Source organism: Streptomyces sp. NPDC005963 (assembly GCF_040638655.1).
Taxonomy (GTDB): domain Bacteria; phylum Actinomycetota; class Actinomycetes; order Streptomycetales; family Streptomycetaceae; genus Streptomyces.
This window is the reverse complement of sequence record NZ_JBEXVD010000008.1, coordinates 96,612-122,895: the sequence shown is the minus strand read 5'-3', so window position 1 is coordinate 122,895 and position 26,284 is coordinate 96,612. Positions and strand designations below refer to the sequence as shown.

The following is a 26,284-nucleotide window of genomic DNA, read 5'->3' as shown; positions in this document are numbered from 1 at the left end:
CCATCATGCAATTCACCCGTCTCCACATTGAGCACATCGCCCGACTCATCCGTACCAAGGGGCGGACGCGTCCTCCGGTGTCCAACCGGATCGGACCCCATCACCCCCCACAGGAGGCGGCGAGTTGACTCACAGGCGCATACCCAAGCGGAAGGCGGCTCTGGCGGGAGCCGCAGCCATCAGCATCACTGCCGCAGCCGTGCTGCTGCCCCAGGCATACGCTTCCCAGGACGGCTCTGAGGGCAAAGGGCCCGCCGCCCCGAAGACCCTGAGCGCGAGCTCGGCCGCCGAACTCCTCCAAGAACTCGACGGCGCACTCGGCGACTCCTATGGCGGCGCGTACTACGACGCCGAGAAGAAACGACTCGTCGTCAACGTCGCTGGCGACGACAGCAAGGCCATGGAACGGGTGACGAAGGCCGGGGCGGTCGCCCGCGGTGTGCGCAACAGCGCCGGCACCCTCCTCAGCGCACGACAGACCCTGGCGCGCGAAGCCACGATCCCGGGCACTTCCTGGGCCCTGGATCCCCGGACCAATCAGGTTCTGGTGATGGCCGACCGTACGGTGACGGGTGAGCGTTGGGACAGATTGGAGTCCGCGGTTCAGGGGCTCGGCCCCGGCGTCGCGCGCATCAAGAAGTCGGCGGGGGAGTTCAAGCCCTTCCTCGAAGGTGGTGACGCCATCTTCGGCGGAGGCGCGCGCTGCTCGCTGGGCTTCAACGTGACCCTCCAGGACGGCGGATCCGGCTTCCTGACCGCGGGTCACTGCGCTGTCGCCGCCGAGCGCTGGTCCGAGACGCAGGGCGGTGCTCCCGTCGGCACCGTACGGTCGGCGACCTTCCCCGGAGCCGGTGACTTCGCCCTCGTGACCTATGACGACCCGGCGACGGCGGCACCGAGCAGCGTGGACGTCGGAGGCGGTGAGCTCCTGCCGATCAACAGGGTCGCCGAGGCCACCGTCGGACAGGACGTGTCCCGGATGGGAAGCACCACAGGACTGAGGGACGGGCAGATCACCGGGCTCGACGCCACCGTGAACTACCCGGAGGGCACCGTCACCGGGCTCATCCAGACCAATGTGTGCGCGGAGCCCGGCGACAGCGGCGGTGCCCTGTTCGGCCAGGACGGCAGTGCGATCGGTCTGACCTCGGGCGGTAGCGGCAACTGCTCCAGTGGTGGTGAAACCTTCTTCCAGCCGGTGACCACGGCACTGGCCGCAGTGGGCGCCCAGATCGGCGACGGCACGGGCTCCGACACCGGCGGTGGAGCTGACGGTGGTGGTGAAGGCGGTGAGGAAGGCGCGGATCAGGGCGCTGACGGTGGTGGCGAGGGCGGCGAAGAGGGCGCGGATCAGGGCGCTGACGGTGGTGGCGAGGGCGGCGAAGAGGGCGCGGATCAGGGCGCTGACGGTGGTGGCGAGGGCGGTGAGGAAGGCGCGGATCAGGGCGCTGACGGTGGTGGTGAAGGTGGCGAGGAAGCCACCGGTGGAGCCGCAGGCACGGATTCCGTGTACCGGTTCTGACCTCGGAAGGCGCAGATCGGGACGTCGACACCCCGGTCCGCCCGCAAGGGCCGTTCTGCTACCTCGGGCGGGATGCCGACCCCGCCCGTTGGTCCTCGCCCTTCGAACGGACCGGTCCCGGTGAAGCAGACGACGTGTGCTCCTGACTCTGCTCCGATGTCAGCCCGCCCAACCGGGGGGGCGTGTCGACCGGCGTCCGTGAAGACGCCCCGGGTGATGACACCGGAAGCCGAGGGGAACTGCACTGCCCGCCTCGAACCACTGGGGCGGGCAGTGCCGTGTCGCTGCGCAATGCCCCTGCTGTGTGCCGCACCAGTGCGCTGGGAACGACCTAGCGCCAGGGGCCGGTGACCGCGAACGTCGTCCCCGGTCGATAGACGTTGACGTACATCGTCTCGCCGTCCGGTGCGAAGGTCACCCCGGCGAACTCCCCCCAGCGGGGCGCCTGCGGGGTGCCGATGGACTGGCGGTTGCGCGCCACCGCATACACCGCACCCTGCCGGGTCAGCCCGTAGACGTGCTGTCCGCCGTCCCCGTCCTCGCACACCATCAGCCCACCGCTCGGGGCGAGGCAGATGTTGTCGGGTGACTCACCGGGCAGTTGGACGTCGGTGCCCGGGCCGAACACGATGACCAGGGTGAGCCTTCGTCGCTCCGGCTCGTAGCGCCACACCTGGCCGTGGTGGTCACCCGCCGATCCCTCCGCGCTGCGCGCATAGCTGGAGACGAAGTACACCGAGCGCCCGCCCCAGTAGCAGCCCTCCAGCTTCTGGGCGTGGGTGATGCCGCCCGTCCCGAAGTCCTGGAGCCGGATGGGCGTCTGCTGTGCCTGACCGTCGGGGACCGGTACCCAGGCGATTTCCTCGAAGCTGGCCCCCGGCTCGTCGATCGCGGAGAGGTCGGCCACCCCGGGCACCCGCATCGCCTGGAGCGTTCCGCCGGCGCGCAGTGAGCCGGGGCCGCCGAGCGGCTTGCGCGGGAGGAAGCGGTAGAAGAGGCCGAAGGGCCGGTCGAAGGCGTCCTCGGTCTCGTACACGATTCCGGTACGGGGGTCGATGGCGACGGCCTCGTGCTGGAAGCGGCCCATGGAGGTGAGCGGTACGGCGCCGGTGCGATGGGGAGCGGTCGCATCGACCTCGAAGACGAAGCCGTGGTCCTGGGTGTATCCGTTGGTGCCGGCCTTGTCCTCGTTCTCCTCGCAGGTCAGCCAGGTTCCCCAGGGGGTTAGGCCGCCTGCGCAGTTGACGGCGGTACCGGCGATCGCAACGCGTTCGGCGAGCACCTCGCCGTCGTCGTCGAGTTCCAACGCCGTACAGCCGCCCTTGGCCGCCGGATCGTAGGTGAGCCCGGTGACCGTGGGGACGCCGAGGCGGGCCGAATGCTTGTTCTCGTGATTGCGGACGAGATGGGTCCGGCCGTGACGGCCGCGGAACGCTCCCATGCCGTCGTGGTTGCCGGGGACGACTCCCTCACCCGAGCGCAGCGGGTCGCCCTCGCGGGAGAGGACGCGGTAGTGGAAGCCGTGCGGGAGGTCGAGCAGTCCTGCGGGGTCGGGGACCAGCGGGCCGTAGCCGTGTTTCCCGGAATGACTGCTGCCGACCGCGGTGCCGGCGAAGAGTTCGGACAGGGCCCCCGCGAAGGCGATGTGCGTGCCCAGTAAGCCTGCTTGAGCCAGAACATGACGTCGTGTCACTGACATGTGGCGCTCCCTGCTGGGGGACAGGATGTGACCCGCACCGGTTTACCACGCCTTGTGAGGCAGGTGAACAGTGCGGGCCACAGCGCCTTATGTGTCGCGTGGTGCGACAGACCCCGCGGCTACGCCAGTTCGGCGGTCAGCGTGATCGTCGTGCCCGTGAGCGCCTGGCTCACCGGGCAGTTCTTCTTGGCGTCCTCGGCCGCGGACGCGAAGGCGTCGGCGTCCAGACCGGGCACCTCGCCCCGCACGGTGAGGTGGATGCCGGTGATGCCCTCGCCGGGCTGGAAGGTCACGTCCGCCTTGGTCTCCAGCCGGGTGGGCGGGTTGCCCGCCCCGGTCAGCCCGTGCGAGAGGGCCATCGAGAAGCAGCTGGAGTGGGCGGCGGCGATCAGCTCTTCGGGGCTGGTCTTGCCATTGGCCTGCTCGGCGCGGGACGGCCAGGAAACCGGCTGTGATCCGATGCCGGAAGAGTCGAAGGTGACGGTGCCCGAGCCCTTGAGGAGCTCGCCTTCCCAGACCGTGTGCGCCGTGCGCGTGGTGGCCATGCTGATGGTTCCCTTCTGACGGAAAAGCTGGGTGGAGCAGGGTTACATCCCCGAACCTAGCGCCCTGTCAGACCCTTTGCGTCACGGGCCAGCGCTGTCAGCCGGGAGATGGCGCGGAAATACTTCTTGCGGTAGCCGCCGTTGAGCATCTCCTCGCTGAACAGCCGGTCGAAGGGCTGTCCGGAGGCGAGCACGGGGACCTCGCGGTCGTACAGACGGTCGGCGAGTACCACCAGCCGCAGTGCGGTCGACTGGTCGGGCACCGGGCCCACGTCGGTGAGGCACACGGCCTCGACGCCGTCGATCAGTGCGCCGTACCGACTCGGGTGCACCTTGGCCAGATGGGCGAGGAGATGGGGGAAGTCGTCGAGCGATGAGCCGTCGGTGGCGTACGCGCTCTTGGCGACCACCTCGTCCGAGTACGGCAGTGGTGCCTCGGGGAGGCCGCGGTGGCGGTAGTCCTCGCCGTCGATGCGCAGCGGCGTGAAGTGGGCGGACAGCCCCTGGATCTCGCGGAGGAAGTCGGCGGAGGCGAATCGGCCCTCGCCGAGCTTGCCCGGCAGGGTGTTGGAGGTGGCGGCGAGCGCCACTCCGGCCTCCACCAGTTTGCGCAGCAGGGACGAGACGAGGACCGTGTCGCCGGGATCGTCCAACTCGAACTCGTCGATGCACAGCAGCCGGTGTCCGCTCAGGGTCTGCACGGTCTGCTGGAAGCCGAGGGCACCGACCAGATTGGTCAGTTCCACGAAGGTGCCGAATGCTTTCACCGCGGGCTCGGCCGGGGTGGCGTGCCACAGCGATGCCAGCAGATGGGTCTTGCCGACGCCGTAGCCGCCGTCGAGATAGATGCCGCGTACGGGAGTGGGCGCGGCGGGCTTGCGGCTGAACCACCGGCGGCGGCCCGAGCCGGTGGCGTGGGCCCCACCGCCGAGGCCGGCCGCGAAGGTGCTCAGGGCGGTGACCGCCGCGCTCTGGCTCGGCTGCTGGGGATCGGGTACGTAGGTGTCGAAGCGGACGGCGTCGAAGCGCGGCGGAGGCACCATCTCCGCGACGAGTCGGTCGGCAGGGACGTACGGCTCGCGGGCGCACAGCGAGATGGGTACCGCTTCGGTTATTGCGCTGGTGGCACGGGTCGACACAAGGTCCAACTGTAAGCGCCATGCCAGACTGCTTCCTATGCGACGCCTGCTCCCTGTGACCGATCAGACACTCGGCCCGGACCGCGAATGGTCCCTGGACGAGTTGGCTGACGCCTATGCCTACCCCGTGGGAACGGGCGGTTCGGGCACCCCCTGGTTGCGGGCGAACATGGTCTCCTCACTGGACGGGGCGGCCCAGCACGACGGTCGTTCCCAGCCCCTGTCGTGCACCGCCGACATGCGGATCTTCGGCACGCTCAGGGGGTTGGCGGACGCTGTCGTCGTTGGTGCAGAAACGGTACGCCAAGAGGGTTACCGGCCGGCCAGGGCCCGGGACGCCTTCGCGGCCCGGCGTGCGGCGGCGGGCCAGGGTCCGGCGCCGGCGATCGCCGTGGTCAGCGCCTCGCTCGGGCTGGACTTCTCGCTGCCCCTGTTCACCGAGCCGCTGGTGCCCACCGTGGTGCTCACGGGTGCGGCGGCCCCCGCGGACCGCGTCCGGGCGGCCAGGGACGCGGGCGTCGACGTGGTGGTGGCCGGGGACGGACCGGGTGTGGAGCCGGAGAGGGCGCTCGCGGCGCTCGCGGAACGCGGTCTGGTCCGTCTGCTCACCGAGGGCGGGCCGAGGCTGCTGGGCCAGTTCGTCGCCTCGGGCACCCTCGACGAGTGCTGTCTGACCCTCTCGCCGACCATGACGGCGGGTGCTGCCCAGCGGATCGCGGGCGGGCCGTCGGTGGCCGTGCCCGAGCAGTTCGCCCTTGCCGGACTGCTGGAGGAGGCGGGGTTCCTTTTCACCCGCTACCGTCGCATCTGACAATCAGCGGAATTTGCCGTTCCGGTTAGCTTCGGCTGGGCAGACTTACTCTCGCAGACCCCGTGCGGGCACGGGGAAGGATGGTTTCCGCAGAAGGGGTTCCGACGTGTTCACGAGCGTACTGATGATCGAGAAGCCCCTGACCTCGGAAGACGTGGACTTCGTCACCACCCTGCACGGGGCGGAGGGCGTGTCCTTCTTCGTACTGATGCAGCCGCGTGGAGATCAGGCCGACGTCCTGCTCCGCGCCATCGACGACGTGGCGCTCGGCGAGCTCGATCAGGCGGTCCACGAGGGGGACGAGCCCGAAGGGCACGAGGCGAAGGCACCGGCCGAACTGGCGCTCGAACACTCGGTGGCCGCCCTGCGCCGGGCCGGTTGCCAGGCCGAGGGCGAAGTCGTCGAGGACCACCCGCTGGACCGGCTGAAGGCCGTCGTGGAGGACAAGGGCGCGGACGAGGTGATCGTGCTGACCGCCCCGCACTACGTGGAGGAGTTCTTCCACCGCGACTGGGCCTCCCGGGCCCGTCACAAGGTCGGCGTACCCGTACTGAAGCTCTTCGCGCACAGCGAGTAGCCGCAGCCCCGGGGGGAGGGCACCCGCCCGGCCCGGGTGCCCTTCCGTCGGCGCAGCCGCTCCCACCCGTGGCGTGCGTCGCACGGCGGACGGCCGGTGCGCCGCCCGCCCCACCGCCAGCGCATAGGCTGGACCCGCCCGCACGTGCCCTCAGCAGCACGTCCGCGGCGCGGTCAGCACCATCCGTACACCGTGGGGAGACACACGCATGGCACCCGCCGTCCCTGGCACTCTGGAGCGCCCGCACTTCATCGGCATCGGCGGCGCCGGGATGTCGGGCATCGCCAAGATCCTCGCCCAGCGCGGAGCCAAGGTCGCCGGCAGCGACGCCAAGGACTCGCCCACGGCGGACGCGCTGCGCGCCCTCGGCGCGACCGTCCACATCGGCCACGCCGCCGCCCATCTCGCCGAAGACGCCAGTTGCGTCGTGGTCTCCAGCGCCATTCGCGCCGACAACCCCGAACTGGTGCGCGCCGCTGAACTCTCCGTCCCGGTCGTCCACCGCTCCGACGCCCTCGCCTCGGTCATGACCGGACTGCGGTCCATCGCGGTCGCGGGCACCCACGGCAAGACCACCACCACCTCCATGCTGGCCGTCGCCCTCTCCGGGCTCGACCTGGGCCCCTCCTATGCCATCGGCGGCGATCTGGAGGGCCCCGGGACGAACGCCAGCCACGGCGGCGGCGATATCTTCGTCGCCGAAGCGGACGAGAGCGACCGCAGCTTCCAGAAGTACGACCCCGAGGTCGCGATCGTCCTCAACGTGGAGCTGGACCACCACGCGAACTACGCCTCGATGGACGAGATCTACGAGTCGTTCGAAACCTTCATCGGCAAGGTCGTCCCGGGCGGCACCCTGGTGATCTCCGCCGACCAGCCGGGCGCGGTCGAACTGACCTCCCGGGTGCGCGACCGCTCCGGACTCAACGTCGTCACCTACGGCGAGTCCGAGAACGCCGACGTACGCATCCACAAGATCACCCCGCGCGGGCTCACCAGCGAGGTCACGATCCTGCTGGCGGGCCGCTTCCTGACCTTCACCGTCTCCGTCCCCGGCCGGCACTACGCCAACAACGCGGTGGCCGCGCTGGCCGCCGGAGTCGCCCTCGGCATCCCCGCGCACAACCTCGCATCGGCGATCGGCGGCTACACCGGGGTCAAGCGCAGGCTCCAGCTGAAGGGCGAGGCGGCCGGTGTCCAGGTCATCGACTCCTACGCCCACCACCCGACCGAGATGACGGCCGACCTGGAGGCCATGCGCTCCGCCGTCGCCGCCGGCACCCGGCTCCTCGTCGTCTTCCAGCCGCACCTCTTCTCCCGCACCCAGGAACTCGGCACCGAGATGGGACAGGCACTGGCACTCGCCGATGCCTCCGTCGTCCTAGACATCTACCCGGCGCGCGAAGACCCGATCCCGGGCGTCACCAGTGAGCTGATCGTCAATGCCGCCTTGGCGGCGAGCGCTGCTGTCACCCCTGTCCACGACAAGGCGGCCGTCCCGGCCGCGGTCGCGGGAATGGTCAAGCCCGGAGATCTCGTTCTCACCATGGGCGCCGGAGACGTCACGGACCTCGGTCCGGCGATCCTGGCGCACCTGACGCACTCGGGCCCGGCGAACTGAGGGAGCAGCTTCATGGCGTACGACATCGAAAAGCCCGACGAGCAGTGGCAGACGGAGCTGAACCCCGCCGAGTTCCAGGTCCTCCGCAGGGCCGGTACGGAACCTGCCTTCACCGGTGAGTACACGGACACCAAGACGGCAGGGGTCTACTCCTGTCGCGCCTGCGGCGCGGAGCTGTTCCGCTCGGACACCAAGTTCGAGTCCCACTGCGGCTGGCCGTCGTTCTACGACCCCAAGGACACCGACGCCGTGGAACTCATCGAGGACCGTTCCCACGGGATGTCCCGCACCGAGGTGCGCTGTGCCCGCTGCGGGTCGCATCTCGGCCATGTGTTCGCGGGAGAGGGCTATCCCACCCCCACCGACCAGCGGTACTGCATCAACAGCATTTCCCTGCGGCTGACACCGGACGAGTGACCGGAAGGCCCCCGCGGGGCCTCACCGCACCGGGTGTGAAGCAGGCCGCGGGCTCTGTGCGGCGCTCAGGGCGGCCTCGACGGCTGCCAGTGAGTGCCGTGCTCCGCCCTTGGCGCGATATCAGTGTCCCGAACCACCTGGCGCCCCTACGGGGGCAGTCTTGCGGTCATGGACCCCGACCAGAGCCTTCTCGCCCTTCTGGACGCCGCTGACCGGGCGCCCGGAGCCGCGCGGCTCCGGCAGCGCTCGTACGCGTTGCTGCGCTGTACTGCGGGCGCCCGGGTGGTGGACGTGGGGTGCGGCGGCGGGGTCGCCGTCGCCGAACTCGTCGGACGCGGGGTGACGGCGGTCGGTCTGGACCGGGACCCACGGCTGGTCGCGGCGGCACGTCTGCGCCATCCTTCCTGTGAGTTCCACGTGGCCGGCGCCGATGCCCTGCCCTTCCCGGACGCTTCCCTCGACGGCCTGCGCGCCGACAGGTTGCTCCAGCTCTCGACGGACCCCGCACGTTCCCTCGGTGAGGCCCGTCGGGTGCTCGCACCCGGTGGCAGGGTCGTCCTGACCGGCCAGGACTGGGACCTCCTGACGATCGACAGCCGGGACACCGCCCTCACCCGCACCCTGCTCCGGGCGCACCCCGACCGGGTGCCCAACCCCCAGGCCGTCCGCACGTACCGGAACCTGCTCTCGGAGGCGGGGTTCGACCACATCACGGTGGAGGTACACACCGCGGTCCACACCGTGGTGGAGGCGCGCCCGCTGGCCACCGGCTCGACGCAGACCACGCATGACGCAGGCCCGGGCGCATGGGCGCCGGAGCAGGAGGCCGGGGGAGAGAGGGATCGGTTCTTCCCCGCGGTACCGATCTTCGTCGTGGCCGGAAGCCGGCGAAGACCCTGAAGGTAACCGTCCGTCCGCGGGACCGCACCCCCCACGGGAGTGCGCGGCAGCGCCCGTACGGAACGAGTCCCGCCGGTCCCTGCCCCTTCCCGGCAGACCATGGCCGAGAATGGCCGACAATGATCTCCATGCGCCCGCTCCCGCCTCCACTGCTCGAACGTGCCCGAGCCCTCGCGGCCCCCGGAACGCGCCGGCTGCTGGGGATCGCCGGAGCACCAGGGGCGGGGAAGTCCACGCTCGCCGCCCGTCTCGTCGACGCCCTCGACGGCCTGGCCGTCCTCGTGCCGATGGACGGATTCCACCTCGCCCAGTCGGAACTGCTCCGCTTGGGCCGCGCCGACCGCAAGGGCGCACCCGACACCTTCGACGCCGACGGCTACGCCGCCCTCCTGACCCGACTGCGCACCCCGCCCGCGGCCTCCACCGTCTATGCCCCGGCCTTCGACCGAAGCCTTGAGGAGCCCGTCGCGGGCAGCATCCCCGTCCCCCCGGACGTGCCCCTGGTCGTCACCGAGGGGAACTACCTGCTGTACGGGGAAGGTCCCTGGGCGGCGGTCCGACCCCTGCTCGACGAGGTCTGGTTCCTGGAACTGGACGATGTGGTGCGCCACCGACGGCTGATCGGCCGGCATCTGCGTCACGGGAAGGAGCGCCCCGCGGCCGAGCGGTGGACGCTGGGGTCCGACGAGTCCAACGCCCGACTGGTGGCCCTGGGCAGGGACCGCGCCGACCTGATCGTGTCGATGGACTGACGGGCCCGCGAACCCGTTCGCGTTACCGGCACGGCACCCGCAGGGGTCGCCGTGACGACACCCTCCGCGATGAGGCGTGTCAGTCGTGGTGGGTAGGCTCGAAAGCGGGCAGGGATCGGCGCAGGAGCCAGGTGGGTGGAGCGTCGGATGAAAGGCGGTTGATGTGGGGTTGTTCCGGCGAGGACCGAAGCGGGATCGACAGGATGCGCCGCGGGACACCGAGTTTCCCTACTTCTCCGTCGACGAGGGCGCTCGGTTCAGGGGACAGGTGCGCGAGGCGTTCGCCGAGCAGGGGTTGGAAGTGACGGTCTTCGCGGACGCCGTCACCGACAGCGCGGGCCGCCAGTTCGGGCTCGCCAACCTCGCCGCCGTACTGCACAACGACGACCGGGGCCCGCGCTCCTGGCCCGAGTTGGTGCGCCGACACGTCGGCATGGTGCTGCGGACGATGGACGCGCCCTCGGCGCTCGACACACTCCCCACCGAACAGATCCGGGCGCAGCTCTATCCCCGGGTGCTGGGCGCGGACGGCTTCGATCCACGGAACTTCACCTATGCGCGCACGCTCGCGCCCGGGCTCCACGAGATCATCGCGCTCGACCTGCCCGAAAGCGTCATGATGCTCACCGACGAGGCGCTCGAACCCCTCGGCGACCTTCCCTACCTGCGGGAACAGGCCCTCTACAACCTCCGCGGACTGCCCATCGAGGCCCATGAGACCGTCAAGGGCGACGACGGCATGCGCTTCGAAGTCATCCTCGGTGACTCCTTCTACACGGCCAGTCGGGTACTGGCCCTGGAGAGCGTGGTCCGCGAGGTCACCGGCGACACCCTCACGGACGACGGCGCGCTCGTCGCCATGCCCTTCCGCCACCAGTTGGCCTTCCACGTCATCCATGACACCCGGGTCATCCCCGCACTCAACGCCATGGCCTCCTTCGCCGCCTCCGGGTTCACCGATACGCCCGGTGCGATCAGCCCCTACGTCTACTGGTGGCGCAACGGCGTGCTCACCCAACTCAGCGACCGCGAGGAGGACGGCGACGGACTGCGGATCGTCGTCGGCGAGGAGTTCCGGGCGCTGCTGGAGCGGCTGGTCGCGGAGGACGAGTGAGCGCCACAGCCCGGGAGGGTCCCGGGGCGGGCCCCGGCGGGGATGCGGTCGCGTCACCCGCCGGGCGGAGGGATCATGGGCTCATGTCCACCACGCCCGCGCCCTTCACCGCAGCCGACTACCGGGCCAGGATGGCGCGCGCCGCCCGATCCGCCGCGGACGCGGGGCTCGCCGGTGTGCTGGTCGCGCCCGGCCCCGACCTGGTCCACCTCACGGGCTACCGGCCCACGGCGGCCACCGAACGGCTCACCGTGCTCGTCCTGCGGGAGGGCCGGGACCCTGTGCTGGTCGTCCCCACGCTGGAAGCCCCCGATGCCGAGCAGGCCGCGGGCGCTGCGGCGCTGACCCTGCGGGACTGGACGGACGGCCACGACCCGTACGCCGTCACCGCTCCGCTGCTGGTGTCCGACGGCAGATTCGCCGTCAGCGACAACACCTGGGCCCTGCACCTGCTCGGATTCCAACAGCTCCTGCCGGCCAGTTCCTATGTCGCCCTCACCGAAGCACTGCCCATGCTGCGGGCCGTCAAGGACGCACACGAGTTGGAGCGGCTCGCCGCTGCGGGCGCCGCGGCCGACGCCACGTACGAGGAGATCATCAAGGTTCCCTTCGCGGGCCGCAGGGAGATCGACGTCGCCGGGGACCTGGCCTCCCTGCTGCGGCAGTTCGGTCACTCCCAGGTCGACTTCACCGTCGTCGGCTCCGGCCCCAACGGGGCCAACCCCCACCACGAGGCGTCGGAGAGGACCATCGGCGTCGGCGACATGGTCGTCCTCGACTTCGGCGGCCTCAAACACGGGTACGGCTCCGACACCACCCGTACCGTCCACGTCGGCGAACCGTCCCCCGCCGAACAGCACATCCACGACGTCGTACGGGAGGCACAGCAGGCGGGGTTCGCCGCGGTGCGCCCTGGGGTGGCCTGCCAGGAGGTGGACCGGGCCGCCCGCGAGATCATTGAGGAGGCGGGCTACGGGGACCTCTTCATCCACCGCACGGGCCATGGCATCGGGGTCACCACCCATGAGCCGCCCTACATGATCGAGGGCGAGGAACAGCCGCTCGTGCCGGGGATGTGCTTCTCCGTGGAGCCGGGGATCTACCTCCCGGGCAGGTTCGGGGTCCGCATCGAGGACATCGTCACGGTGACGGACGACGGTGGGCGCCGACTGAACAACACCGACCACGCGATGGCCGTCGTCGGCTGACCCCGACCCTCGGCCGTGGGGTCCTGGTCAGCCCGCGTCCAACTGGGCCAGCAGATCGTACGGGTACGGCAGCGGGCGCGCTTCCGCTGTTCCATGCAGCGAGCCTAGGAGATGGAGCGCACTCCAGGGCAGGTCGTCGTCAGAAGTCAGCGAGGACCGCACAGGAGTGACCGGCCAGCCTCAACAGCCCTTCGGGTCCCGGCGCTTGCACCGGGTCCCAGGCCGCGAGCACCCGGCCGCCCCGACCGAGCGGGATCGCCACGGGCTCCTCGGACAGATTGACGGCGATCCTGACCTCGCCCCGTCGCACCGCCAACCACCCGGCCCGTTCGTCGTACGCCACCTTCACCGCTGCGAGGTCGGGATCGGCCAGGTCGGGTTGGGCGCGGCGCAGGGCGATGAGTTCCCGGTGCCAGGCCAGCAGTCGGGCGTGCGGCGGGCGTTCGCGTTCGGACCGGTCCAGCCGTGAGCGTTCGTACGTGGCCGGGTCCTGGGGGTCGGGGACCTCCGCTTCCACCCATCCGTGCGCGGCGAACTCCCTTCGCCTGCCCTCCCGGACGGCCGCTGCCAACTCCGGATCGGTGTGATCGGTGAAGAACTGCCAGGGGGTGCCGGCACCCCACTCCTCGCCCATGAACAGCATCGGCGTGTAGGGGCCGGTCAGCACGAGCGCTGCTGCACAGGCCAGCAGTCCGGGGGAGAGGGACGCCGCCAGTCGGTCACCGAGGGCCCGATTGCCGATCTGGTCGTGCGTCTGCGCATAGCCGATGAAGCGGTACGCGGGCGTGTGCGTCACATCGACCGGGCGCCCGTGCGTCCGGCCGCGGAAGGTCGAGTACGTACCGTCGTGGAAGAACCCGTGGGTGAGCGTCTTGGCGAGGGCGGCCAGCGGTGCGACGGCGAAGTCCGCGTAGTAGCCCTGGGCCTCACCGGTGAGCGCGGTGTGCACGGCGTGATGGAAGTCGTCGTTCCACTGGGCGTGCAGTCCGAGCCCGCCGATCTCGCGCGGGGCGGTGGTCCGCGGGTCGCAGCGATCCGATTCGGCGATCAGGGACAGCGGCCGACCCAGTTCGCGGGAGAGGGCGTCGACGGCGGTGGACAATTCCTCCAGAAAGGTCAGCGCCCGGTCGTCGGCGAGGGCGTGGATCGCGTCCAGCCGCAGGCCGTCGAGCCGGTAGTCCCGCAGCCAGGCGAGTGCGCTTCCCGTCAGATAGGCGCGGACCTCGTCCGAGCCCGGCGCGTCCAGGTTCACGGCTGCTCCCCACGGCGTCGGGTGCGTGGGCGTGAAGTACGGGCCGAAGGCGGGCAGGTGGTTGCCGGACGGGCCGAGGTGGTTGTGGACCACGTCGAGCACCACGCCGAGCCCGTGCCCGTGGGCGGCGTCGACGAAGCGCTTGAGCGCCGCGGGGCCGCCATAGGGTTCGTGCACCGCCCAGGGCGCGACGCCGTCGTACCCCCATCCGTGCACACCGGGGAAGGGGCACACCGGCATCAGCTCCACATGGGTGATGCCGAGGTCGACGAGTTCGTCCAATCGGGCGGCTGCCGCGTCCAGCGTGCCCTCGTGCGTATAGGTGCCGACGTGCATTTCGTAGAGCACCGCGTGGCGCAGGTCCCGGCCCGCCCAGTCGTGGCGCCAGGCGTGGGAGTCGGGCAGGACCACGGCGCTCGGTCCGTCCGGCCCGTCGGGTTGGCGACGCGAGCGGGGGTCGGGCAGGACGGGGCCGTTGTCCAGGGCGAAGCCGTAGCGTGCTCCCTCGCCCGCTTCGGCTTCGACGCTCCACCAGCCGTCCCGGCCCGGCATCCGCGCCAGCGCCCTCTCGGCGCCGTCGAGCCAGAGCGTCACCCGTTCCAGGGCTTTGGGCGCCCATACGTCGAACTGCACTGGTGGTCCCCTCGTCGTCGGTACCGGCCTCCACCGCGTTCACCGGGAACGGGCCGGGCCCGGTGGGGCCTGGTTCCGGTGGAACCATCCTGGCAAGCACGCCGTCCGATGCGCCCCGCCCGCGCCGGCGACGCGCCGAACGACAGCCGCCCGTGGGGTCCGGGGCAGCGGACGTGCCCTCAGCCGGTCCCGTGGGCCGCGGCGTTCGCCGTGGCCGCCCGGGCGATGTTGCGTGCCATGCCACCGAAGACGACGGAGTGGAACGGCGACACGCTCCACCAGTAGGCGTGGCCCAACAGTCCCCGGGGATGGAAGACGGCCCGCTGCCGGTATCGCGTACGCCCCCGGTCGTCCTGGTCGGTCCGCATCTCCAGCCAGGCGAGACCCGGCAGCCGCATCTCGGCCCGTAGCCGCAGCAGCCGCCCGGGCTCGATCTCCTCCACCCGCCAGAAGTCCAGCGAGTCGCCCACCCGCAGCCGCTGTGCGTCCCGGCGCCCGCGTCTGAGCCCCACCCCGCCGACGAACCGGTCCATCCACCCCCTGATCGCCCAGGCGAGCGGGAAGGAGTACCAGCCGTTGTCCCCGCCGATGCCCTCGATCACCCGCCACAGGGCCTGCGGCGAGGCGTCGACCGCGAGCTCCCTGCGGTCGGTGTAGAGACTTCCGCCGGCCCAGTCGGGGTCCGTCGGAAGGGGGTCGCTGGGCGCTCCGGGGAGGGAGGCGGATGACCAGCGCGTGGTCACGTTGGCGTCCTGGACCCGCTGGAGCGCGAGCGTCAGCGCCTGCCGGAAGCCGAACGGCCGGCCGGGCAGGTCGGGAACGTACTCGGCGATGTCGTGCTCCCGACAGATCACCTCGTGGCGCAGGGACTCGGTTAGCGGGCGGGCGATCGAGTGCGGTACGGGGGTGACCAGGCCGACCCAGTGGCTCGACAGCCGGGGCGTGAGCACCGGGACCGGAACGATGAGCCGTCGGGGCAGCTTCGCGATGGCCGCGTACCCCCGCATCATGTCGAGGTAGGTGATGACGTCCGGTCCGCCGATGTCGAAGGTGCGGTTGACGTCCTCGGGCATCCCGGCCGAGCCGACGAGGTAGCGCAGCACGTCCCTGACGCCGATCGGCTGGATCCGGGTCCGCACCCAACTGGGCGTGACCATCACGGGGAGGCGTTCGGTCAGATAGCGCAGCATCTCGAAGGACGCCGAACCCGATCCGATGATCACCGCGGCCCGGAGCACCGTCGTCGGGACCGGAGAGTCCAACAGGATGCTGCCCACCTCGGCCCGGGAGCGCAGATGGGGCGAGAGCGTGTGGACGGGAACCCCCTGCGGGGTCAGCCCGCCCAGATAGACGATGCGCCGCACCCCTGCCGCATGGGCCTGCTCGGCGAAGATGCGGGCGGCCTCCCGGTCGGTGCGCTCGAAGTCCGATCCGGTGCCCAGGGCGTGGACCAGGTAGTACGCCACGTCGATGCCCTGCATGGCACGCGCCATGGACTCCGCGTCGAGCACATCGCCGCGAACCGACTCCACGTCCTTCGCCCAGGGGTGGTCGCGCAGCTTCTCGGGGGAGCGGGCGACCGTCCGCACCACATGGCCGGCGGCGAGCAGTTCCGGGACCAATCTGCCGCCGATGTAGCCGGTGGCTCCGGTCACCAAGGCGTGCAGTGCGGGGCCCGGCCGGGTCGTGGGGTGGTCGGTTCCTCGCCGGGGGTCCGAACCGTCCCCGCGGGGCGGCTCCGGCTCCTTCGGTCGGTCCGTCGTCATGGCGCTCTCCCTCCGCCCCCATCCTCGGGGATCGCTCCGCCGTCCGCCCTTCGAAGAGCGGTGCCCGTCGACGGGCGGCTGCCCGCAGCCGAACGCCGTCATGCACGGTGCCGGTGGGACGGCGCCCGGATGGCCCCGCGCACGTCGGCGCCCGATGGGGCCGGACGGCCGTCGTGGTGCCCGGTACGACCCGGCACCACGACGGCCACGGCAGGAAGGGTCAGTCGGTGCCCGGTCCGACGGGGGCGGGGACCAGGTGGATGCGTTCGCGGACCACCGGGTGTCCGGCCTTGGCGAAGTTCGCCGCCATGGGGAAGTTCCCCTGGTCGGTGGCGCCCGCGATGAACTCGGCGCCCTCCGCCGCCAGCACACGGGTGCACTCGACGAGCAGGTCGTAGGCGTAGCCGTGGCCGCGCTGTTCCGGGACGACGCCGATGAAGCCGATGCACGGGCCGGACGGGTTGTGCGCGGGGATGTGCAGGCCCACGAGGTCGCCCCCGGGCGTGTGGGCCAACTGCCACCAGGCGCGCGGTGAGGGGCACCAGTGGAAGAAGTCCAACTCCTCCTGCGCCGCCTGGTCGACCCCTCCCTCGGCGATCGCGTGCAGGGCGTGCGCGTCGAGCGTCGCCGAGTGCACCCGGCGCAGTACATCGAGGATCACGGCGTCATCCGGCTCGGGCCGGAACACCAGCCGTCCCGGACGTTCCGGCAGACCGCACTCGGGTGTCCAGCGGTACTGGTAGCGCTCCACGAAGACGCGCATTCCCGCGGCCCGGGCCACCCTCAGCCGGGCCTCACCGGCCGCGCGGAGCACGGGGTCGTCCCGCCAGTCGGCGGGCAGGTTGAGCAGATAGCCGACCGAGTACGGGGAGGTGCGCAGCAGTTCCGCGCCCGCCTCCTCCTCGCCGTCGGCGAAGTCGAGCCAGTTCAGTTCGATGGGCGCGGGGTCCTCGGGGCCGCCCCACCAGGCGGCCCGTGCGACGACCTTTCCGTCGCGCAGGGCGACCCGCTGCCACGCGGGTCGGAAGGTCACTCGGGACAGTGCTTCGCCGACCCCGAGCGGGTCGGGCAGGGAGTCGAAGAGATGTGCGTCGCGCTCGTCGAGCGCGCGGATGACCAGATCGGTCATGGAGGAGCCTCCGGGAAGAGATGCGTGTGAGCGCTCCCGGTCAGAATGCGAACGCCGGGCGGACGGGGCGGGAGCGCGGGAACTGTGGGGTGTGCACGGCACTCGCCTCCTCTCCGTCGGTCCTGGGCGTGGTGAGCACGCTAACCGGTCGATCGATGGGTCGTCCAGCTATTTCGCCGGGACAGGTCGTCGGGTCCGGCGGGCAGTGCTCGCGCCGGCCCCTGCCGGTCCTCGTCGGCCAGGGGCGCGACTGCCGGCTTTTTTCTGGACACCTTCCGCCCGGCCGCGGACAATTGAGGATGTGACGTCGCCCCCCGAGTTCCCCACGCACTCCGCTCCCGTGCGGCTGTCGGACGCCGAGCGGGATCGTGTCGTCGGTGTGCTCAGGGAGGGCGCGGCCCAGGGCAAGTTGTCCCACGACACCTTTCTGCGCCGGATGGAACTGGCGCTGGTCGCCCACCGGCCGGAAGAGCTGAAGGCGCTGACCGCCGACCTCGGGGCCGAGGGGAACCTCTCGCACCGGATCGTCGGCGCGGTCGGTGGGGTGTCCGCGTTCTTCGTCCGGCTCCGCAGGGCCTGGCACACGGAGAAGCTGCCGCCGTTGTTGTTCCCCGAGCCGGGCCCCTACCCCCTGCGCATCGGCCGGGATCCGGGCAACGGGCTGCGGTTGAGTCATGAGAGCGTCTCGCGGTCGCACGCCGAACTCGCCCTGAACAACAGCATCTGGCTGCTGCGCGACCTCGGCTCCACCAACGGAACCACGGTCAACGGGCGTCGGGTCACGGGCGCGGTGCCGGTCAGGGACGGCGACATGGTCGGCTTCGGCCATATGTGCTTCCGGCTGACCGAGCGCTGATCCCGCTGATCGGCGCTCTCTCCGAGGGCCCCGCCCGTGCCTCGGCGAGAGGCACTGCCGGACCGTCAGGCATCGGACCGTCAGGCATCGGACCGTCAGGCATCGGCCCGCACCAGGAGCGCGACGGGCCCCGGTCCGAAGAGGTCGCCCGCCCGTACCGGACCGCCCGTCAGTCGCCGTCCCGTGGTCAGCAGATCGGTCCACACCCCTTCCGGCAGCAGCACTTCGGTGTCCGCCCAACCACCCGCCCGCTCCAGCCGCAGCGACAGCCGGGTGACGGCCGCCACCACCTGTCCCGTGCGGCAGTAGGCCACGCAGTGCGCGGCGGCCGATCCTCTGACGGACAGGGGCGCATAGGTTCCCGAGGCGCCGAAGACCTCCGGGCGTTCGGCGCGCAGCCGTAGCGCCGCGCAGGTGAGCGCGGTCTTCTCGTCCGCGGCCTCCTCCGTGAACGGTGTCCGGTTGTCCGGATCGACCAGGGCGAGATAGGTGCGTTCGGTGCCCTGGTAGAGGTCGGGCACCCCCGGCACGGTCAGCTGGAGCAGGGTCGCGGCCAGCACTTGGGCCCGTACGTGGGGTGCCAACGCCCGCGCGAAGAGGGCCACCGAGTGCAGCGGATGCCCGGCCGGGCCGGCCGCCACGAAATCCGCGAGGGCCTGCTCGTAGGCCGGGTTCGGTTCGGTCCACCCGGTGTGGAGTGCAGCCTCCCGGGCTCCCTTGAGCAGCGCGGACCGCAGTCGTTCCCCGTACGGAAAGCCGAATCCGATCGCGGTCTGCCAGGTGACCCATGCGAGGTGCCCGTCGGGTGCCCGGCCCCCCTCCTGGTGGGCACTCTCCGCGGTGATCTGGCGCAAGAACTCCTCCCATCGCTCCGGACACTGGGACAACACGGCGATCCGGGCCCGTACGTCGGCACTCCGCTTGGTGTCATGGGTGGTCAGCACCACGCCCCCGGTGGGCCAGTCACGGGCCTGGCGGGCCCAGTGGGCGTGGAACTCGTCAGGTCCGACCGCCGGTCGTCCCGGATCGCCCCCGACCTCGTTCGCCGAGATCAACGGCGTGTGGCGGTAGAACGCCGTGTCCTCGACGGCCTTGGCCCGCACCGCGGAGCAGGTCTGGGCGAACCGCACCCGGAAGGCGACCCCGGCGGGGCTGTCCCCGAGCCGTCCGAGGGCCAGGTCCCGCACGGTGTCCACCGCCGTGGCCTCCTCGGCCACCGAGAAGGCCGCCCGGGCGCCGGCCGCGGCCTTCAACGGCAGCGCCGTCTCGTCACCGCTGCCGTACGGGCGGTAGACCGGCACCCGCACCAGCAGTTCGCGCACGGCGGCCCGCAGTGCCCACGGCGCATGGTCCCGAAGGGCCAGGTCCTCGGCGCACGCGCGCTCGGCCAGTCGGGTCAGTGCCGCGGTCTCGGCCGCCAGCTCCCGGGTGACGACCCGGTGGGCGGCGCGGCGAACCGTCGCGTCCCAGTACCCGCCGCGATCGCCGGCCGGATCCGCGTACCGCCGGAACTGGCCGGCCAGCGCGTCCGCGCCCACGGGGTCGGTGAGCAGCCCGTCGATGTGCCGCAGTGCGTCGTACCCGGTCGTGCCGGCCACCGGCCAGGTCGGCGGCAGCCGCTCGGCACCGGTGAGGATCTTCTCGACCACGGTCCAACAGGCGCCACCGGTTGCCGCGTCGAGCCGTTGGAGATAGCCCTCCGGGTCGGCGAGGCCGTCCGGATGGTCGATGCGCAGTCCGCTCACGACCCCGTCCCGGACCAGTTCGACGACCTTCGCATGAGTGGCGTCGAACACCTCCGGGTCCTCGACCCGTACCCCGATCAGCTCGGAGACGCTGAAGAACCGCCGGTACGTCAGTTCCGTTCGGGCCAGGCGCCACCAGCCGAGCCGGTACCACTGGGCGTCCAGCAGTGCGGGCAGCGCGAGTCCCTCGGTGCCCGCCCGCAGCGGGAAACGGTGGTCGCCGTAGTGCAGCTCACCGCCGTCGACGGTCAGCGACTCCAGTTCGCCCCCGATCGGTCCTCCGAGCACCGGCAGCAGCACCCGCCCGCCGCCCGCGTCCCAGTCGATGTCGAACCAGCGCGCGTACGGGGACGAGGGGCCCTCGCGGAGCACCTCCCAGAGCGCACGGTTGTGGCGCGGTACGGCCGCCATGTGGTTGGGCACGAGGTCCAGGACGAGGCCGAGGCCGTGCTCCCGGGCCGTCGCCGCGAGCGCCCGCAGCCCCTCTTCGCCGCCGAGTTCCGCCCGTACCCGGGTGGGGTCGGTGATGTCGTAGCCGTGCGTGGACCCCGGAAGCGCCTCCCATACCGGCGACAGGTGCAGATGGGAGATGCCGAGGGAGGCGAGGTAGGGCACGGCCGCCGCAGCGGATGCGAAGGGGAAGGCGGGCTGGAGCTGGAGGCGGTAGGTGGCGTTGGGCGTCATGGTGGCGTACGTACCCGCCCGGGCGGGTTCTGTGTCACGCCGGACGGCGCCGGACGGGTGGTGGGACCTCGTTCGTGGCCGGCCAGGTGAGCCTGGGAGCGCCGGGCTACGCCGGCCGCCGCAGCACCAACAGACTCCGCCCCACCAGCGTCATCAGCTCCCCCGCGTGCACTTCCTTCCCCTCGTCCACCACGGACCCCTGCGCACTGGCGGTGTCGACCACGATCCGCCAGTGCGAGCCGTGGTCGACCGGAACCCCGAAGTCCACCTCCCCGGGACTCGCGTTGAACATCAGCAGGAAGGAGTCGTCGCGGATGCGCTCGCCCCGGGGACCGGGTTCGGAGATGGAGTTCCCGTTCAGGAACACCGACAGGGCCCGGGTGTGCCGGGACTGCCAGTCCCGTTGCGTCATCTGTTCCCCCGAGGGGCTGAACCAGGCGATGTCGGTGAGGTCGTCATGGGCGTCGTCGACCGGGCCGCCGCGGAAGAACCGTCGGCGTCGGAAGACCGGATGCTCACGCCGCAGCCACACCATCGCCCGGGTGAACGCGAGCAGCGAGTCCCCGCCGTCGTCCTTTGACGCCTCCCCTGGCGCCTCCCCCGAGCCGGGCCAGCGCACCCAGGAGACCTCGTTGTCCTGGCAGTACGCATTGTTGTTGCCGCCCTGGGTGCGCCCGAACTCATCGCCGTGGCTGAGCATGGGAACGCCCTGCGAGAGCATCAACGTGGCGATGAAGTTGCGCATCTGACGCATCCGCAGCTCCCGCACCCGCGGATCGTCGCTCTCCCCTTCGACACCGCAGTTCCACGAACGGTTGTGGCTCTCGCCGTCCCGGTTCGACTCGCCGTTCGCCTCGTTGTGCTTCTCGTCGTACGAGACCAGGTCGCGCAGGGGAAAGCCGTCGTGGCAGGTGACGAAGTTGACGGAGGCGAGCGGCCGTCGGCCGTCGTTCTGGTAGAGGTCGGACGAGCCGGTCAGTCGGGAGGCGAACTCCGCGAGCGTGCGCGGTTCACCGCGCCACAGGTCCCGTACGCAGTCGCGGTACTTGCCGTTCCACTCGGTCCACAGCGGCGGGAAGTTCCCGACCTGGTAGCCGCCCTCTCCCAGGTCCCACGGCTCGGCGATCAGCTTCACCTGGCTCACGACCGGGTCCTGCTGGACGAGATCGAAGAACGACGAGAGCCGGTCCACCTCGTGGAACTGTCGTGCCAAGGTGGCGGCCAGATCGAAGCGGAAGCCGTCCACGTGCATCTCGGTCACCCAGTACCGCAGCGAATCCATGATCAGTTGGAGTACGTGGGGGCTGCGCATCAGCAGTGAGTTCCCGGTGCCGGTCGTATCGGTGTACAGCCGGCGGTCCTCCTCGGCGAGACGGTAGTAGGAGGCGTTGTCCAGACCGCGGAAGGAGAGGGTCGGGCCGAGCTCGTTGCCCTCCGCGGTGTGGTTGTAGACCACGTCGAGGATGACTTCGATGCCCGCCCGGTGGAGCGCCCGTACAGCCTCCTTGAACTCGGTGACCTGTTCGCCCCGGTCACCACGGGAGGCGTACGCATTGTGGGGGGCGAAGAACCCGATCGTGTTGTAGCCCCAGTAGTTGTTCAGACCCGCGTCGACGAGCCGATGGTCGTGGATGAACTGGTGCACCGGCATCAGTTCCAGCGTGGTCACGCCCAGTTCCGTCAGATGCGAGATCACCGCGGGGTGGGCCAGGCCCGCATAGGTGCCGCGCAGTTCCGGCGGCAACTCCGGGTGGAGCTTCGTCAGGCCCTTGACGTGCGCCTCGTACATCACGGTGCGGTGGTAGTCGATGCGCGGGGACCGGTCGTCGCCCCAGTCGAAGGAGGTGTCGACCACGACCGAGGCCATCGTGTGCGGTGCCGAGTCCCGCTCGTCGGGGGAGTCCGGACGGCCGAAGCGATAGCCGTACACCGACTCGCCCCAGTCGATGCTCCCGCTCATGGCACGGGCGTACGGGTCCAGCAACAGCTTGGCCGGGTTGCATCGGTGCCCCCGCTCCGGCGCGTACGGACCGTGCACCCGAAAGCCGTACCGCTGCCCGGGCATCACTCCCGGTAGATATGCGTGTCGGACGAAGGCGTCGGCCTCGCGCAGCTCCACCCTCGTCTCGGAACCATCGTCGTCCAGTAGGCAGAGTTCAATGCGCCGCGCGGCCTCCGAGTACACCGCGAAGTTGGTGCCCGCGCCGTCGTGGGTGGCGCCGAGGGGGTACGCCTGTCCTGGCCAGACCTGCATGCGTAGGGCCCTTCCGCGTCTGTTCCGGGCGATCGTCGGTTCAGGCCCGGCGCACCACAGTGCGCTTGGTCTGAATTCTCCCTAAAAGTATCGCTGGATCCCCCTATGAGAGCGGGGGGCGACGCGGTCGCTTCCGCCGTCAACCTGGCGACGGCGGGCTTCCCCCGGAGGAGGAGCAGGGTCGTACCCCTATGAATCACCTCACTACGGCAGATCTCGCCAGCAAGAACGCACCTGAGACAGAAGGGAGTTGGGAAATGAGCGCGTCGATCCGGCTGCACCCCGTCCCCTCGGGCGAGTAGTCTTCCTTGATCGTTGGGTGGGGGACGGAAGGCGGTGCGCGGGTGAGCTCTGGAGGGCTGGAGCTACCCCCTGGTGACACGGGTCACGAGGGGGGCGCCCCCGAGATTCCGCCCGGTGCGGTCTCGCTCGCCCGGCCCCTGGAGATCGGGGCCGAGCTGGAGTGGGACGCCGACGCCTGGAGCGAAGTCCGGACCCGAGCCCAGCGGGCGGGGCGGGCCTACATCTGGCTGAATCTGGTGGAACAGCGGCTGCGCGCCGTCGTGGCGGGGGTGCTGCGCCCCATCTATGAGCCGGTCCACGGCAGCGAGGACTGGGTGGTGGCCGCCGCGGGCCCCGCCGGACAGGAGTGGGTGCAGCGGGCCGTCGCGGTGCGCGAGGTCTCCCGACGCAAGGGCTATCTGCTCGACCCCGCCGATGACAACGTCCTCTCCTTCCTGACCCTGCCCCAGCTGCGGGAACTGATGGTCCAGCACTGGCCGTGCTTCGAGCCGTACTTCGACGAGCGACGCGATGTGGAACTCGCCCTCGACGAGTTGGAGGTCACGCGCAACGTCGTCTCGCGCAACCGTGCCCTCAACGAAACCGTCCTGGCCCAGGCCGAACGGGCCTCGGCCCGGCTGCTGGACATGCTCGGCAGCGGAATCGGCGCCCGCTCCGCGGACCGGCTGCCCGTGGACGCGGTCGAGGACCTCGTCGGAGACCGCTACGCCGATGTGGTCTCGGTGCACCCGGACCGGGTGCGGCTCCAGCGCCAGCTGCCGGCCGAGGACCTCTTCGGTGGAGCGCGCCGCGTGGACGCCGTCGGGATCGGCCTCAACCTCCTCGTCCAGAACTTCTCGGGCCGCCGGCTGGTCCGGCTGGCCGAGTCGGGTTGCCGGGTCCGGCTGCTCTTCCTCAACCCGGCGAGCAGCGCGGTCAAGCGGCGCGAACGCGAGCTGGGCATCAGGAAGGGCGAGCTCAGCCGCACGGTGGAGATGAACATCCTCCATATGCGGCGGGTGCGCTCACGACTGCGCGACCCCGGCGCGTTCGAGATCCAGGTCTTCGACGAGACCCCCCGCTTCACGGCCTATCTCGTGGACGGGGACGGGCCGGACGGAGTGGCCGTGGTGCAGACGTATCTGCGCAAGGCGCGCGGTATGGAAGCGCCCGTCCTGGTGTTGCGCGGAGGCGCCCGCAGTGTGGTCCGACCCGGTGCCGAAGGGGACCACGGGTTGTTCCAGACCTACCGCGAGGAGTTCGAGTCGGTCTGGGCGGACTCGCGACCTGTCTCCTGAACGCTTCGGCGTCGGGTCCCTGTCTCGGGGCGGGTGCCGGGCCCGCGGTGTCCAACGGTGGTTGCGCCCCCAACCGTCGCCCGCGGTTCGCCCCGACCCCGCGGTCGGGGGTCCGCAGCCGTTGTCAGTGGCCCGTGCGAAGGTGGGAACCCACTGGGGGAGAGCACCACAGCACACAGGAGGGGGCCACGATGGCTTGGCATGCAAAACCGCTGGTCGGCTTCGACCTGGAGACGACCGGCACGGACCCGCTGCAAGCGCGGATCGTGACCGCGGCCGTCGTCCAGGTGGGAGAGCGCGATCCGCTGGAGCTGCGCTTCTGGCTTGCGGACCCAGGGGTCCGCATCCCCGAGCAGGCGTCGGCGATCCACGGGATCAGCAGCGAGCGGGCCGCGGCCGAAGGGCGACCGGCGCGCGAAGTGGCGGACGAGATAGCGACCGCGCTGTGCGGGCACTGGGAGCGAGACATCCCGGTCGTCGCGTACAACGCCGCCTTCGATCTCACCCTGCTCTCGGCCGAGTTGCAGCGGTACGGTCTGCCCTCCTTGAGCGAGCGCCTTCAGGGGCGGTCCATCGGTCCCGTGATCGACCCGTACACGATCGACCGTGCCGTGGACCGCTACCGCAAGGGCAAGCGGACACTGGAGGCCGTCTCCGCCGAGTACGGCACACCGCTCGACGACGCCCACGACGCCATATCGGACGCAGTCGCCGCGGTACGGGTGGCCAGGGCGCTGGCGAAGCGTCATGCCCAGGTGGCGGCGCTCGACCCCGAGGAGCTCCATCAGCGTCAGATCGGCTGGTACGCGGAGTGGGCCCAGGACTTCGAGGCCTTCTTGAGGAGCAAGGGCACGGCCGACGCCTCCGTCGACGGCGCCTGGCCGGTGCGCGATCTCACCCCGGCGATCACGTGATGATCCTTTGAAGGACCTCGTCCCCAGGAGCTGACCCGGATGGACGCGGACGAACGCGCGGGGGGCGCTTCGTCGATGAACGCGTCCACCACGGGGTGCCGTCGTCTGCGTCGACGCGGTGGGGCACCAGCGGGGGAGGACCGCCGTCTCCGGCGGTCCCTCGGTCCGCTCGCCCGTGGGGCAGTGCGGTCGTGTGGCAGTGCTGTCGTGCGGTCGTCGTCAGAACGGGTACCAGCGGACCTCCGGCTCGTCCTCGCGCAGCGACCGGACCCTCCGTCGGAACTCCTCCAGCGCCTTGGGGTTGCTCGGGGCGTGCTGGGCCACCCACGCACAACTCGCCGTCTCCCGCGCGCCGCGGAGCACCGCACATCCGGACCACTCCCGCACGTCCCACCCGTACGCCTCGACGAACGACTCATACGCCCGGGCCGGCAGTCCATAGCGGTCCTTGGACAGCGCCATCACCACCAGATCGTGCTCGCGCAGATCCGACGAGAAGGTCTCCAGGTCCATCAGCACCGGCCCGGTCGGGCCCACATGGACATTGCGCGGTAGCGCGTCCCCGTGAATCGGACCGCGGGGCAGATGGGGTGTGAGCCGAGCCGAGGCCTCGGCGAAGCCGTCCCTGCGCGCGCGCAGGAACTCCGCGTCCCGCGGGTCGATCGCATCTCCGGCCAGCCGGAGCCAACGCTCCACCCCTCCCAGCAGTTCCCGCGGAGGGAGGGCGAAGCCGGGCGCGGGCGAGGCGTGCACCCGGCGCAGCAACTGCGCCAGATCCGCGGGTTCGGCGGGCCGCACCGCCTCCGGAAGCCGATGCCACATGGTCACCGGATGACCGTCGATCAGCCGTGCGCCGGGCCAGGCCGGTCGCACGGCGGGCACCCTGGACTCCGCCAGCCATGCGCCGACGGCAGCCTCCCGCTCGGCACGCCCGAGCAGTTCGTCCGTCCGACCCACCTTGATGACCACATCGCCCGAGGCGAAGACCGCGTTCTCACCCATGGCCAGCAGAGTTGCGTCAGCGGCCACCCCCGCCGCGACCAGCACCTCCCGTGCCCGTGCTTCATCCATCGCCGTGCCTCTTCCGCTTGCCTTCTGCTGATCACTGGTCCCACCGGTCACACCGGTTCTAACCCGCCAAAGTCTCGCATCCACCCCCCGACCTC

General features: G+C 70.9%; 21 protein-coding genes. 12 read left to right on the top strand and 9 right to left on the bottom strand.

The genetic code is table 11. The annotated features are described in order from the left end of the window. Positions 1-124: 124 nt before the first annotated feature. On the top strand, positions 125-1,522 hold the full coding sequence (locus tag ABZ348_RS14405; RefSeq protein ID WP_358932800.1) for a S1 family peptidase: 1,398 nt from the start codon (positions 125-127) through the stop codon (positions 1,520-1,522). Between the two features lie 331 nt (positions 1,523-1,853). Here ABZ348_RS14405 and ABZ348_RS14400 read toward each other — a convergent pair whose 3' ends face one another. The 3 genes from ABZ348_RS14400 to zapE form a co-directional block, all read right to left on the bottom strand. Continuing rightward, a complete protein-coding gene (locus ABZ348_RS14400) occupies positions 1,854-3,221 on the bottom strand; it encodes an alkaline phosphatase PhoX (protein ID WP_358932798.1) in 1,368 nt (455 codons plus the stop codon). Between the two features lie 119 nt (positions 3,222-3,340). Next, positions 3,341-3,766 carry an OsmC family protein gene (locus ABZ348_RS14395; RefSeq protein WP_250917414.1) on the bottom strand — a complete coding sequence of 142 codons (426 nt, stop codon included), beginning with the start codon at positions 3,764-3,766 and terminating at the stop codon, positions 3,341-3,343. Positions 3,767-3,822: 56 nt separating this feature from the next. Next, on the bottom strand, positions 3,823-4,905 hold the full coding sequence (gene zapE, locus ABZ348_RS14390; protein WP_358932796.1) for a cell division protein ZapE: 1,083 nt from the start codon (positions 4,903-4,905) through the stop codon (positions 3,823-3,825). 37 nt (positions 4,906-4,942) lie between these two features. Between zapE and ABZ348_RS14385 the strand changes: the two genes are divergently transcribed. The 8 genes from ABZ348_RS14385 to ABZ348_RS14350 all read left to right on the top strand — a co-directional run bounded on the left by ABZ348_RS14385 (position 4,943) and on the right by ABZ348_RS14350 (position 12,305). Further along, entirely contained in the window at positions 4,943-5,716 is a 774-nt protein-coding gene (locus ABZ348_RS14385) for a pyrimidine reductase family protein (RefSeq protein ID WP_358932794.1), read from the top strand. Between the two features lie 106 nt (positions 5,717-5,822). After that, positions 5,823-6,293 (top strand): indole-3-glycerol phosphate synthase, encoded by a 471-nt coding sequence (locus ABZ348_RS14380; RefSeq protein WP_358932792.1) that lies wholly within the window; start codon positions 5,823-5,825, stop codon positions 6,291-6,293. 208 nt (positions 6,294-6,501) lie between these two features. Beyond that, the gene (murC, locus tag ABZ348_RS14375) at positions 6,502-7,914 is read left to right on the top strand and encodes a UDP-N-acetylmuramate--L-alanine ligase (RefSeq protein ID WP_358932791.1); all 1,413 of its coding nucleotides are present in this window, start codon (positions 6,502-6,504) and stop codon (positions 7,912-7,914) included. A 12-nt stretch (positions 7,915-7,926) separates the two neighbouring features. Next, positions 7,927-8,331, top strand: coding sequence for a peptide-methionine (R)-S-oxide reductase MsrB (msrB, locus tag ABZ348_RS14370; protein WP_358932789.1), 405 nt, complete (start codon positions 7,927-7,929; stop codon positions 8,329-8,331). Positions 8,332-8,499: 168 nt separating this feature from the next. Continuing rightward, positions 8,500-9,231 (top strand): methyltransferase domain-containing protein, encoded by a 732-nt coding sequence (locus ABZ348_RS14365; protein WP_358932787.1) that lies wholly within the window; start codon positions 8,500-8,502, stop codon positions 9,229-9,231. Between the two features lie 128 nt (positions 9,232-9,359). After that, a complete protein-coding gene (locus tag ABZ348_RS14360; RefSeq protein ID WP_358932785.1) occupies positions 9,360-9,983 on the top strand; it encodes a nucleoside/nucleotide kinase family protein in 624 nt (207 codons plus the stop codon). Positions 9,984-10,146: 163 nt separating this feature from the next. Continuing rightward, on the top strand, positions 10,147-11,097 hold the full coding sequence (locus tag ABZ348_RS14355) for a hypothetical protein (protein ID WP_358932783.1): 951 nt from the start codon (positions 10,147-10,149) through the stop codon (positions 11,095-11,097). An 83-nt stretch (positions 11,098-11,180) separates the two neighbouring features. Continuing rightward, positions 11,181-12,305, top strand: a complete 1,125-nt coding sequence (locus ABZ348_RS14350) for an aminopeptidase P family protein (RefSeq protein WP_358932781.1) — start codon at positions 11,181-11,183, stop codon at positions 12,303-12,305. A gap of 139 nt (positions 12,306-12,444) precedes the next feature. Here the strand turns inward: ABZ348_RS14350 and treZ are convergent, their stop codons facing one another. The 3 genes from treZ to ABZ348_RS14335 form a co-directional block, all read right to left on the bottom strand. Next, positions 12,445-14,190 (bottom strand): malto-oligosyltrehalose trehalohydrolase, encoded by a 1,746-nt coding sequence (gene treZ, locus ABZ348_RS14345; protein ID WP_358932779.1) that lies wholly within the window; start codon positions 14,188-14,190, stop codon positions 12,445-12,447. Positions 14,191-14,369: 179 nt separating this feature from the next. Continuing rightward, entirely contained in the window at positions 14,370-15,956 is a 1,587-nt protein-coding gene (locus ABZ348_RS14340) for an SDR family oxidoreductase (protein WP_358932777.1), read from the bottom strand. Between the two features lie 220 nt (positions 15,957-16,176). Further along, a complete protein-coding gene (locus tag ABZ348_RS14335; RefSeq protein WP_358932775.1) occupies positions 16,177-17,085 on the bottom strand; it encodes a GNAT family N-acetyltransferase in 909 nt (302 codons plus the stop codon). Between the two features lie 301 nt (positions 17,086-17,386). Between ABZ348_RS14335 and ABZ348_RS14330 the strand changes: the two genes are divergently transcribed. Then, positions 17,387-17,941: a DUF1707 and FHA domain-containing protein gene (locus ABZ348_RS14330; RefSeq protein ID WP_358932773.1), complete on the top strand. Its 555-nt coding sequence runs from the start codon at positions 17,387-17,389 to the stop codon at positions 17,939-17,941. A 95-nt stretch (positions 17,942-18,036) separates the two neighbouring features. Here ABZ348_RS14330 and treY read toward each other — a convergent pair whose 3' ends face one another. Continuing rightward, a complete protein-coding gene (gene treY, locus ABZ348_RS14325; protein WP_358932772.1) occupies positions 18,037-20,370 on the bottom strand; it encodes a malto-oligosyltrehalose synthase in 2,334 nt (777 codons plus the stop codon). A gap of 106 nt (positions 20,371-20,476) precedes the next feature. Further along, positions 20,477-22,624, bottom strand: a complete 2,148-nt coding sequence (glgX, locus tag ABZ348_RS14320; protein WP_358932770.1) for a glycogen debranching protein GlgX — start codon at positions 22,622-22,624, stop codon at positions 20,477-20,479. 344 nt (positions 22,625-22,968) lie between these two features. Here glgX and ABZ348_RS14315 point away from each other — a divergent pair, with 344 nt between their 5' ends. Then, positions 22,969-24,204: an SAV2148 family HEPN domain-containing protein gene (locus tag ABZ348_RS14315; RefSeq protein ID WP_358932768.1), complete on the top strand. Its 1,236-nt coding sequence runs from the start codon at positions 22,969-22,971 to the stop codon at positions 24,202-24,204. 191 nt (positions 24,205-24,395) lie between these two features. Further along, positions 24,396-25,118, top strand: coding sequence for a 3'-5' exonuclease (locus ABZ348_RS14310; protein WP_358932766.1), 723 nt, complete (start codon positions 24,396-24,398; stop codon positions 25,116-25,118). 219 nt (positions 25,119-25,337) lie between these two features. Here the strand turns inward: ABZ348_RS14310 and ABZ348_RS14305 are convergent, their stop codons facing one another. Next, on the bottom strand, positions 25,338-26,189 hold the full coding sequence (locus tag ABZ348_RS14305) for an aminoglycoside phosphotransferase family protein (protein ID WP_358932764.1): 852 nt from the start codon (positions 26,187-26,189) through the stop codon (positions 25,338-25,340). Between the last annotated feature and the right edge of the window lie 95 nt (positions 26,190-26,284).

Excerpts from the sequence above, each read along its gene's own strand:
- treY (WP_358932772.1), bottom strand. The coding sequence starts at position 20,370 with ATGACGCCCAACGCCACCTACCGCCTCCAGCTCCAGCCCGCCTTCCCC.
- murC (WP_358932791.1), top strand. The coding sequence starts at position 6,502 with ATGGCACCCGCCGTCCCTGGCACTCTGGAGCGCCCGCACTTCATCGGC.
- ABZ348_RS14310 (WP_358932766.1), top strand. The coding sequence starts at position 24,396 with ATGGCTTGGCATGCAAAACCGCTGGTCGGCTTCGACCTGGAGACGACC.
- ABZ348_RS14385 (WP_358932794.1), top strand. The coding sequence starts at position 4,943 with ATGCGACGCCTGCTCCCTGTGACCGATCAGACACTCGGCCCGGACCGC.
- ABZ348_RS14305 (WP_358932764.1), bottom strand. The coding sequence starts at position 26,189 with ATGGATGAAGCACGGGCACGGGAGGTGCTGGTCGCGGCGGGGGTGGCC.
- ABZ348_RS14395 (WP_250917414.1), bottom strand. The coding sequence starts at position 3,766 with ATGGCCACCACGCGCACGGCGCACACGGTCTGGGAAGGCGAGCTCCTC.
- ABZ348_RS14365 (WP_358932787.1), top strand. The coding sequence starts at position 8,500 with ATGGACCCCGACCAGAGCCTTCTCGCCCTTCTGGACGCCGCTGACCGG.
- ABZ348_RS14335 (WP_358932775.1), bottom strand. The coding sequence starts at position 17,085 with ATGACCGATCTGGTCATCCGCGCGCTCGACGAGCGCGACGCACATCTC.
- msrB (WP_358932789.1), top strand. The coding sequence starts at position 7,927 with ATGGCGTACGACATCGAAAAGCCCGACGAGCAGTGGCAGACGGAGCTG.
- ABZ348_RS14350 (WP_358932781.1), top strand. The coding sequence starts at position 11,181 with ATGTCCACCACGCCCGCGCCCTTCACCGCAGCCGACTACCGGGCCAGG.
- ABZ348_RS14400 (WP_358932798.1), bottom strand. The coding sequence starts at position 3,221 with ATGTCAGTGACACGACGTCATGTTCTGGCTCAAGCAGGCTTACTGGGC.
- ABZ348_RS14340 (WP_358932777.1), bottom strand. The coding sequence starts at position 15,956 with ATGACGACGGACCGACCGAAGGAGCCGGAGCCGCCCCGCGGGGACGGT.
- glgX (WP_358932770.1), bottom strand. The coding sequence starts at position 22,624 with ATGCAGGTCTGGCCAGGACAGGCGTACCCCCTCGGCGCCACCCACGAC.
- ABZ348_RS14360 (WP_358932785.1), top strand. The coding sequence starts at position 9,360 with ATGCGCCCGCTCCCGCCTCCACTGCTCGAACGTGCCCGAGCCCTCGCG.